Source organism: Pseudoalteromonas sp. SR41-8 (genome assembly GCF_014163915.1).
Classification (GTDB): Bacteria; Pseudomonadota; Gammaproteobacteria; order Enterobacterales; family Alteromonadaceae; genus Pseudoalteromonas; species Pseudoalteromonas rhizosphaerae.
This window is the reverse complement of record NZ_JACJEE010000007.1, coordinates 161488-171913: the sequence shown is the minus strand read 5'-3', so window position 1 is coordinate 171913 and position 10426 is coordinate 161488. Positions and strand designations below refer to the sequence as shown.

At 41.0% G+C, this 10426-nt stretch carries 7 protein-coding genes; 3 read left to right on the top strand and 4 right to left on the bottom strand.

Features of this window, described 5'->3' with window-relative positions:
- Nucleotides 1-122: 122 nt before the first annotated feature.
- Nucleotides 123-506, bottom strand: a complete 384-nt coding sequence (locus H5162_RS07235; protein ID WP_182730742.1) for an MAPEG family protein — start codon at nucleotides 504-506, stop codon at nucleotides 123-125.
- Between the two features lie 273 nt (nucleotides 507-779).
- On the opposite strand from H5162_RS07235, the gene H5162_RS07230 reads away from it, so the two are divergent.
- A complete protein-coding gene (locus H5162_RS07230; protein WP_145239974.1) occupies nucleotides 780-1661 on the top strand; it encodes a DMT family transporter in 882 nt (293 codons plus the stop codon).
- Between the two features lie 56 nt (nucleotides 1662-1717).
- Here the strand turns inward: H5162_RS07230 and H5162_RS07225 are convergent, their stop codons facing one another.
- The 3 genes from H5162_RS07225 to H5162_RS07215 form a co-directional block, all read right to left on the bottom strand.
- The gene (locus tag H5162_RS07225) at nucleotides 1718-2035 is read right to left on the bottom strand and encodes a multidrug efflux SMR transporter (protein WP_149982191.1); all 318 of its coding nucleotides are present in this window, start codon (nucleotides 2033-2035) and stop codon (nucleotides 1718-1720) included.
- Nucleotides 2035-3567, bottom strand: a complete 1533-nt coding sequence (locus H5162_RS07220) for a bifunctional GNAT family N-acetyltransferase/carbon-nitrogen hydrolase family protein (protein WP_145239976.1) — start codon at nucleotides 3565-3567, stop codon at nucleotides 2035-2037. The genes H5162_RS07225 and H5162_RS07220 overlap by 1 nt, the downstream gene beginning before the upstream one ends.
- 308 nt (nucleotides 3568-3875) lie before the next feature.
- On the bottom strand, nucleotides 3876-6167 hold the full coding sequence (locus H5162_RS07215; RefSeq protein WP_182778062.1) for a penicillin acylase family protein: 2292 nt from the start codon (nucleotides 6165-6167) through the stop codon (nucleotides 3876-3878).
- A gap of 165 nt (nucleotides 6168-6332) precedes the next feature.
- Between H5162_RS07215 and H5162_RS07210 the strand changes: the two genes are divergently transcribed.
- Together H5162_RS07210 and H5162_RS07205 are read left to right on the top strand one after the other, a co-directional pair.
- Complete coding sequence (locus tag H5162_RS07210) at nucleotides 6333-9698, top strand: ATP-binding protein (RefSeq protein ID WP_182778059.1); 3366 nt, start codon at nucleotides 6333-6335, stop codon at nucleotides 9696-9698.
- Nucleotides 9699-9736: 38 nt separating this feature from the next.
- Nucleotides 9737-10360, top strand: a complete 624-nt coding sequence (locus H5162_RS07205) for a YceH family protein (RefSeq protein ID WP_145239982.1) — start codon at nucleotides 9737-9739, stop codon at nucleotides 10358-10360.
- The last annotated feature ends 66 nt before the right edge of the window (nucleotides 10361-10426 follow it).

Below are 10426 nucleotides of genomic sequence, written 5' to 3'. Positions count from 1 at the left end.
AAATAAAGCGCTAACTGCGTTATAATTTTTTCAAGTAGAACAACTACATGTCAAAATTTACGCCTTGTTATCACTGTATTTATCTGTCGCTATAAATGGTCAGTAACTTAACACGATTGGTATTACAAGCACACAACAATCATAGCGACTGCAGCAGCTAAACCAACCAGCCATGATAAAGAACGCAGTACGTCTAAATTTAGATAGTAAAAAGCACAATATAGAACGCGGGCAATAATATGAGTAATGGCTAATAGCTCAGTAACTTGGTGGACATTATTGGTGCCCAGCACGGTGGCTAACGCTACAGCAAACACGGCCAATGATTCAAAACAATTTTGATGTGCTGCCAGCGCCCTTGCGCCAAATCCGGTGAGCTTAGACTGTTGCTCTCTTGGGTGCTTATTATCGTAGCCATCGAGCTTGTTCATTGCAAATGCCACGGGGGCCTTGGCAAAGTAAGGCATCAGTACAGCAAGTAGTGCGCAAATAAGTAATATCGTCATCGTTACTCCTAATCATAGTTTTCATTAACTTAGCACAGCTAAACTGATCGCGTAATTGACTTGAGTAATAAAAAAGCCGCAATGACTTATATGAAATAAATACAAGGCATTACGACTAACAATAACATCGCGATAACTATAGCCCAAAAAGTTGGATTTGCAGCTGTGGCATATTGTCGCAGCAAAGATATTTTCATTTTATGGAATCTTAGTTCGCTTTAGAGCCCTGGCACTGGTAACTTATCCGCCTCTGTGAATTGCTGTTTTTTCATTATGACTTGGATCTTTTTAACTATTTTAGCCGCTTTTATGCAGTCGTGGCGCAACGCTTTACAAAGTAAACTAAGTGCGCATGTGAGTGTTGCAGGCGTCACCTTAGCGCGCTTTATACTTGCAAGCCCACTTGCTTTGGCATATCTCATTTCATTATATCTCTATCAAGATGCTCCCTTACCCACCTTCAACCTAGCTTTTATTAGCTACATTGTCGGCGCGAGCATAGTGCAAATTATTGCAACAGGATTAATGGTGACGTTATTTAAAATGAATAACTTTGCTGTTGGTGCTGGTCTTGCAAAAAGTGAAGCTCTCGTTGCGGCTATACTAGGAGTATTATTTTTTGGCGCGACGCTATCTTTATTAGGCTGGCTTGGCGTGTTTATTGGCTCAATTGCAGTATTACTATTAAGTGGAATTGCTAACATTAAGCACTTTAGCTTAAAAACAGCCTTACTAGGCTTGGCCTGTGGGACAGCATTTGCACTTTCCTCATCATGGATACGCGAAGCAAGCCTAAACTCAGGTCTGTCGTTTCCTTATTCCGCAGCATGGGTTTTACTGCTTATTATCAGCCTGCAAACTATCATGCTATGTGGTTATATTACAGTAAGGGAACGCTCAACATTTCGCGCTATGTGGAACCATAAAAAAACCACCAGTGCGGTGAGTTTTTTTAGCTGCATAGGCTCGATTGGTTGGTTTAGTGCGATGAGTTTACAGCATGTTGCCTATGTCAAAACCTTAGGGCAAGTAGAAGTATTTTTTACAATCTTGATCTCAGTTTTATGGCTCAAGCAGCCTTTAAAACGTCAAGATACCGCAGGGCTGGTGTTAATTGCTATAGCCGCAGTATTAGTCATGTTACCTTCGATATAAACAACAAAGGCGGCTCACTGCAACGTGGCCGCCTTTCGATTTTTTAATTCACTGAATTAATGGCTGATTTTCAATGTGATAACGCCGCTAATAATCATTAATACACCGGCAATACGGCCGAATGTTGCTGCATCATTATAAAATAGTATCCCTACTAAAAATGTTCCTGCCGCGCCAATGCCTGTCCACACTGCGTAGGAAGTCCCCATCGAAATATCACGCTGTGCCAGCCATAACATAAAACCACTGGCGACCATAAACGCCACTGCAATGCCAATACCTAACCAGCGATGTTCACCCTCTTGCGACATTTTTAATCCTACAGGCCAGCCAATTTCCAGCAAGCCTGCAATAATTAAATAAATCCACGCCATTAATTTTCTCTCTTTTTCAATATTACATCGTACAGATCTTCACGACGATCTTTTAAGTTACGCACCGTGCCTTCACTGTGCAGAACTTTTAATTTATCCATATCTAAATCACTAAATAACAGCATTTCAGTATTGGGGGTTGCTTCATTAAGCGTAGCATCATGAGGGAACGAAAAATCAGACGGTGTTAATACCGCTGATTGTGAATACTGCACATCAAGACTTTCAACTTCTGGTAAGTTACCTACCGATCCGGCAATAACCACGTAGCATTCGTTTTCAATGGCCCGCGCCTGCGCGCAGTGGCGTACTCGTAAATAACTATTTTTGGTGTCGGTCCAAAATGGCACAAACAGAATATCGAGACCTTGTTTTGCTAAAATACGTGACAATTCAGGAAATTCAACATCGTAACAAATTTGAATACCCACGCGTCCAGCATCAGTATCAAATACCGCAATTTTGTCACCACCTTGAATCACCCAGTCATTTTGTTCATGAGGCGTGATATGAATTTTACGTTGTTCGTCAATTTTACCACTGCGATGGCATAAATAACTGACATTATAGATTTTATCGCCTTCAGCAAGCGGCATTGAGCCGGTGATAATATTCGCATTATACTCAATCGCCATACGCGACATCGCATCACGAAAAGTCTCCGTGTATTCGGCTAAATAACGAATAGCCTCGGTCTGATTTCTTTGCTCTGTAAGCCCCATTAGTGGCGCATTAAAAAACTCCGGAAAAAGAATAAAATCACTTTTGTAATCAGACACTGTGTCTACAAAATATTCGACCTGCGTGAGCATTTCTTCAACCGACTCAACACTGCGCATTTGCCATTGCACTGCGCCTACTCGCACTATCGACTTCGTTGATTCAAGTACCGTGTCGGTCGGTTCAAACATAATGTTATTCCACTCAAGTAGCGTGGCATAACCCACCGAATTTTGATCTTCCGGTAAATACTTTTTAAGTAAGCGTTTAACCTGGAAATCATTCGACAATTGAAAACTTAAAATTGGATCATACAGCTCTTTATGATCGACTTTGGCAATATATTCTGTTGGACTCATGTCACTGCTATGATTGTAATAACGCGGAATACGTCCGCCAGCCAAAATAGCCCGCAGATTATACTGACGACATAATTCTTTACGCGCATCATAAAGCCTGCGCCCTAAACGCATACCACGATGAGTAGGCGAAATAACCACATCTAAGCCATACAGCGCATCACCATCGGGGTCACTAAATACCCGGTCATGGCCGTCAACAATATCTTCATAGGTGTGCGGATTAGAAAAGCGCGTGTAATCAACTTGCACACTCAACGCAATCCCTACCAGCACGCCATCATCCACCATGCCCAACTGCCCTTCAGGGAACTGGTCAATCAGTCTAAATATAGTATGGCTTGGCCATGCACCACCTAAATCTGGATAAGCCTGATCCATCAAAGTTTTTACTTGTGGATACTGCTCTTTAGTTAAATTACAAATCTCAAGATGGGTTTTTTCTGCCGACATACACAACTCCTTTAGGCGTAGGACATTAAATTTGATAGTTCAATACGCGCATAATACGTGATCAGCTCTGAACGCTTGCTTAGTGCAGCATACCTAGCGCTGGTTTATTTTTAAGATAGCACCAACAACAGTGTTGAAGTAAGTATAAGTAGGTATAAATTTTTAGTTTTACAGCTCTTTGCTCAGCTAACATTAACGCTGGTTTAGCGGTTTTCGACCTAAAGCTTAGGTTAATTGCACTTTATAAGAGTAAAAGTAATGGCCGAAATCAAGCGGCCACTACCTCAAAACAAGGTGGCTTTACTCATTTAAAGCTCATTTGCAGGTAATATTGTGATCTCATGCATTAGTGTTTGCGGTAATAGCGGCGTTGGTTTTGCAGCTACGTAGTCATCAAATCCTGCGCGATAAAATGGCGATAGTGGATGACCTGACTGGCCACCGGGAATGGCCATTATGGCGTTTTCTAAATGCCCAGGTTGAGCAATAAATCGCTGTGACGCACCAAAACTACGCCCCTGCACTGCTGGCATATAACTGTCGCCAAATCCTGGCGCTGTCGGCATATTTAATAATTTACTTAGTTGTGGTATTTGCTGTGCGAATGGATGCTCAATAACCAATTCATTAACTTTCCCCCACTGCCAACCTTTTAAGTTACTGCCAAACTCTTTACTTAAATTACTGACAACTTGACTAAATGAATCAGTTAATTGTGCATCCCAATCAGCAAATTGTGGATTTAACCAGCTATTTGGTTGCTGTTCAATAAGCTGCCATATTGCCGGCTCTAAATCACGTTTAACATACTTTAATGAACCGCCCTGAGCCTGTAAATTTGCTTGCATAGCCGTAAATACACTATTGATAACTTCATCACGATAACGCCTAACCAGCGTGTAGCCTATTGACGTTGCACAGGCGCAATCTTGCCAGTTTTCTAATTCTTTTATGTACTGCTGATTAGCCGTACTATTTTTATTAAGCTGTTGCAGCAATAAGCTATGCCACGGTTGTAAAAAGCGCGCCTGATTATCATGCTGCAACTGGTTAAAATTAGCTTCATTAAAATGTTGCTTTTCATACAATCTATCACGAATTTGACTCGATCGTGCTCCCAAGGCATAACCACCATTACCAAAACGCTGATCATCCAAAGCCGATACAACGCGAGAGTTCCCAGTCCATAAACGGCCATCAACAGGATTTTTAACTTCCGGCCTTTGCTGTTCATTATGCTGCCAAAGTGTTGAGTAGTCATTTTCCTGAACAGCTAGTTCACTGGGCTTAATACGCCCTGGAATGGCTCCCATATTTTTCCAACCCGCATTGCCTTGGCTATCTACCACCATTAAGTTTTGTACTGGAATACCCACTTCACTGGCAATCAGCAGCGCGTCATCGACAGTGGTTGCTTGTTCTAATTTCAATAAATCCATATCGACTGCATAAGGTTGATGGCCAACCCAGCTAAGCGCATAAGGCTTGCCATTTATTTCTCGCACTGGACCATACTCACTCAATGTCAGCTTATATTCTTCAATTGCCCCATCCGGTAGTGCTATTTGCTCAACTTCTTGCCATGTTTTACTGTTATCAGTTAATGCTACCCAATCGGCAGTATCGAGGTAACCATTAGTAAATCCCCACGCAATATTGTTATTAGTTCCCACCACAATTGCTGGTGCGCCAGGCAAGGAAACTCCTGTCACTTGGCTCACTTTTCCTGACATTGCATAGTTAAGTTGCGCACGATACCAAATAACCGGCACCGCCATCGACAAGTGCATATCATCCGACAGCATCCCAGCACCTGTAGTAGTTAACTGCCCAGTCACCGCCCAGTTATTACTACCACGTTCTTGATTTGCATCAATCCTGAGTAAAGCTTGTAAGGTTTGCTTAGGAAATTCAGGAATAGTTAAATTATAAGGTGCGAGTGTGCTGCCATCTAAAGCCGCTTGATATTGACTGGGTTGAGTTAAAAAACTGACCATTTCTGGGCCATAAATATCGGCAATTTGAATTAACGCTTGGTCACGTTCAAAGGTCGCCGTTTGTAAATCTAAGTACATACTGTAAATCACTAACAAACTGTCTTCACTGCGCCAAGGCTTTTGCTCAGCGCCTGTTAGTAAATATTCAAAACTGCTAAAACCTACCTGTGCTAAGCCTTCGTTAACGCCAGCGGCATAACTTGTTAATAATGCTTGATCTGCTTGAGGCAATTGCTCAACTATCGCAGCGCTGCGTTTTCGTAACTGGTGGAAGCGCATTTTTTTATCCAAACCTAATGCTGCTTTACCAAACAGTTCACTCAATTCACCTGCAGCATTACGGCGCAACAAATCCATTTGAAAAAATCGGTCTTGACCATGTGCGAAACCTAAACCATACGCAGCATCAAGGCGGTTCTCAGCTGAAATAACTGCTTGACCCAGTTGGTCTCGGGAGATTTTTACCGCTTGGCTGACGTGGTTACTACGCCCATTACCATCAAGCGCCGGTAAGCTAATTGACAGTACACCATAAATAACTGCTGTTGCAGCTAATCCTAAAATTACGATTGCTAACACCAACCACTTGATAATTTTAAACATGAACCAGTCCTTTTACTCTTGATTAGCTCTATCATAACCATAGTTTTATGAAAAAAGTGCGGTAATTTAAATAAAAAAACAAATAGCTCAATTGATCGGACTATTTTTATTTCCGTGATAAATTGACTATAGTTGAACAGCCAAATATAAAAGCACAAGTCGCTAATGCCATTGTTAAAAACAGATGATCACAAACAAGTCTACAAATTTAAACTGATATTTTGGTGCTCGCTCGTTTTTATTTTATTAATCAGTTTAGTGCTTGATAAGATCAGTTATAAACGTGCCCAAGAATCTCATAGACTATTAATTTTATCTGAAGTAAGTAGCTACCGTACTCAACTTGAATCAACATTAGTATCGAATATTCAATTGGTGCGTGGTTTAGCTGTTGCAGTTGCTGCAGAGCCTAATTTAGATCAACAACGTTTTGCCCAAATTGCCGCGCCATTATTCGACACCTCATCTGAATTACGCAATATCGGTGGTGCACCTAATATGGTGATCCGCATGACCTACCCATTGGCAGGCAATGAAAAAGCCATAGGGCTAAACTTTTTAGATAACAAAGCACAACGTGCAGATGCAATTCGTGCGCGTGATAACAATGAAATAGTTATGGCAGGCCCACTTACATTAGTGCAAGGTGGTGAAGCATTAATTGCCCGAGTCCCTGTGTACCTCCCCCCTGACAAGCATTTTTGGGGACTGCTCTCGGTGGTACTCGACATAGACAAAATATATAAAAGAGCGGGTATCTACGAACTAGAAGAAGACTATGATGTTGCCATTCAAGGACGCAATGGCTTGGGTATAAAGGGAGAGTTTTTCCGTGGTAAAGCGGATATTTTAGAGCGTAACCCTCTGGCATTTACTTTAACCTTTCAAGGTGGCGAGTGGGAAATTTTTGTTACTCCTAAAGTTGGTTGGGCACCTCCAAACTCTGCGATTTGGCCGCTGAGATTAGCAATATTTACTATTTGCGGGTTACTAATTTTAGCTTTCTTATTATTCTTAAAAATGCTCAATCGCCAGCTAAGAAATGAAAAAATGCTAGTGACAATGAGTAGTCTTGCAAAAATTGGCGCTTGGTCATTTAACCTTGAAACACAACAAGTATATTGGTCAGATATGACCAAAAACATTTTCAAATATCCGCTAGACGAACAACCTGATTGGCCAACGAACTTTTCTTACTTTAAAGAAGGCGAAAGCCGTGACACGATAAAAAAGCTCGTTGAGCGAGCAATTAAATATGGTGAAAGTTACGAAGTTGAGCTCGAAGTTATCGATTCTAAAGGTAATGCTTTATGGGTGTTAGTGCATGGTGAGGCCGAAATCCGTAATGGCCGCTGTATTAAGATTTTTGGCTCTTTACAAGATATAAACGTCCGTAAATGCATTGAATTAGAAAGCAGTAAAACCGCTTTGCACAATGAGGTACTCGCCTCACTTACCGTTAATAACGCTGTGTTGACTGGTAATTTAAAACAAGCAAAAGATATTATTACACAATCAATTTGCGATGCATTTAATGTTGAACGTGCCAGTATATGGCTGTTCAATGATGCAAGAGATCAACTGCAATCATTTGCCCATCATGGTAAACACACCCCAAATAACACTGCGTTACCAGCATGGCAGCAAACTGAGTTAAATAATTTTTTTACAGCCATTGATAACCAAGCAGTGATCCGCGCTTCAAATGCACTGAGCAATAAATTTACAGCCCCGCTTACAGCGCTCTATTTAGCCCCTTTCGACATAAAATCAATGCTTTGTGTATCTATCCCTACAGGAAGCGGGGCGATTGGTATTGTTTGTGCTGAGCATTGTCAGTATCCGCGGGTATGGTCGCGTAACGAAGAAAGCTTTTTAATTGCCGTTGCCGCTTTAATTGGCAGTTTATATTCTAGCGAGCAACGTATAGAAACCGAGCAACAATTAGTCACAGCAAAAGAAGCAGCGGAACAAGCTGTAACCGCTAAAGGTGAGTTTTTAGCGAGCATGAGCCACGAAATTCGCACCCCGATGAACGGTGTGCTCGGGATGCTTAATATTGTGCAACAGACTAAGTTAGATCCTCAGCAAGCGCATCATATTGAATTAGCACAATCATCAGCGCAATCGCTGCTTAATATAATTAACGATATTCTGGATTTTTCAAAAATTGAAGCTGGTAAATTAAATATCGAAAAGATTGCTTTTAATTTACCGAAATTACTCGGTGAAGTGGTCGAGTCATTTGCCCTTAAAGTAGAGCAACATAATACTAAACTGATTTTAGATGCCACTAAAATTAATGTAAATAAGATTGTTAGTGACCCAAATAGGCTTCGCCAAATTATTAATAATTTACTCGGTAATGCCGTTAAATTTACTCATAATGGTGAAATTATCGTGAGCGCAAACTTAAAAAATACCACTAACGGGACTTTTTTAGATTGCTCAATTATTGATACCGGTATTGGTATTAAAGCCGACAAACAAGCTTCGTTATTTGATTCTTTCACTCAAGCCGATACCTCAACTACTCGCCAATATGGCGGCACAGGCTTGGGCCTGGCGATTGTTAAGCAGCTGTGTAATTTGATGGATGGAGAAATCAATGTCACGAGTGTTTATGGCCAAGGCAGTACATTTACTTTTTCCATTAAAGTACAGCCGCTACTGGGTAAAGAACAAGACTTACCGAGTCATTTAATTACAAACAAACATATTTTAATTGTCGATACTTGTCCGTTAAATAGCTCAATTGCGCAAAAACAACTGAATGTGTGGGGGGCACGTGCGCATATCCTCAAAAACTACCTAGCTTTGAGTTACTATCTCAATTCTAGCGATGAATTGATTGATGCTGTGCTGCTTGATTATAGCTTTTTTCAGCAAGCCGACGCCGCTGCAATTAATACATTGAAAACTTACCTAAGCAAGCATCACGTAAAACTGATCCTTATGGCACCAATGAGTTTCTCACAAGAAGCACATGCAAACTTGCCAATCGAAGCCGATTGCATGATTTTTAAACCACTAACGCCTTCGGACTTGTTTGATTCTTTGGCGAATGAAAAATTTATCGAGCAACAACAAAATAACAATGCACTACCAGCAAGTATTGCAATCAACAATACACACTTTGTAAATCAAGACAAAATCCTGCTGGTAGAAGACAATAAAGTAAATCAAGTCGTAGCCTGTGCATTACTAAAACAAGCAGGCATAAGTTTTGATATCGCTGAAAATGGTCTGGAAGCTATTGAAAAACTAAAAAACAAAACCACAGAACCATACAAGCTATTGTTAATGGACTGCCAGATGCCAGAAATGGATGGTTACCAAGCAACTAAGGCAATCCGTAATGGGGATGCGGGTGAATACTACAAAAACGTAACTATTATTGCGTTAACCGCAAATGCTATGCAAGGCGATAGAGATAAATGCCTCAGTGCAGGAATGACTGATTACCTAACCAAACCACTCGATTTTGATGCGCTTAATCCGAAACTGCAACAATGGCTTGGTAAACAATAAAGGTGTAAGCTAAGGCATAACAAAAAGAAGGATTTATTATGCAACTCACTGCTATTGAACAACGTGTGATCGGCTGCCTACTTGAAAAACAAAGCACCACACCAGAGCATTACCCGCTGTCACTAAATGCATTGACCAATGCGTGCAATCAAAAATCGAACCGAGAGCCAGTGCTCACGCTCAGCGAAACTGAAGTACAAGAGGCGCTAGACTCGCTAGTTTCCCAGCGGTTAGTTACATTAGACGAAGGGTTATCTGGACGCGTAACTAAGTTCGCACATCGCTTTTGCAATACTGAATTTGGTAATTTACAGTTAACGGAGCAACAGCGCGCTATTATTTGTTTAATGCTGCTACGTGGCCCACAAACCCCTGGTGAATTAAGAACCCGCAGTAATCGGCTCGCTGAGTTTAATAATGTTGCTGAAGTTGAGTCGGCATTAAATGCCTTGATGACTGCCGAACATGTGACTAAACACCCGCGAGAACCCGGCAAACGTGAAAGCCGTTACAGCCATTTATTTGCTGATCCACAAAGTGCTGTTGCAGTAGAACCACCTGAATTACCTGCACTCAAAGCTGACGAGTTGAATGAGTTACTTGCTGAAATTGATGAGCTAAAAGCTGAATTACAAAAAATTAAGCTACATTTAGGGCTTTAAATTAAACCCTTTGAATTAGATAATAATTCCAATTGCATTAAATAGAGATCATGCTTTTAAGCTAAT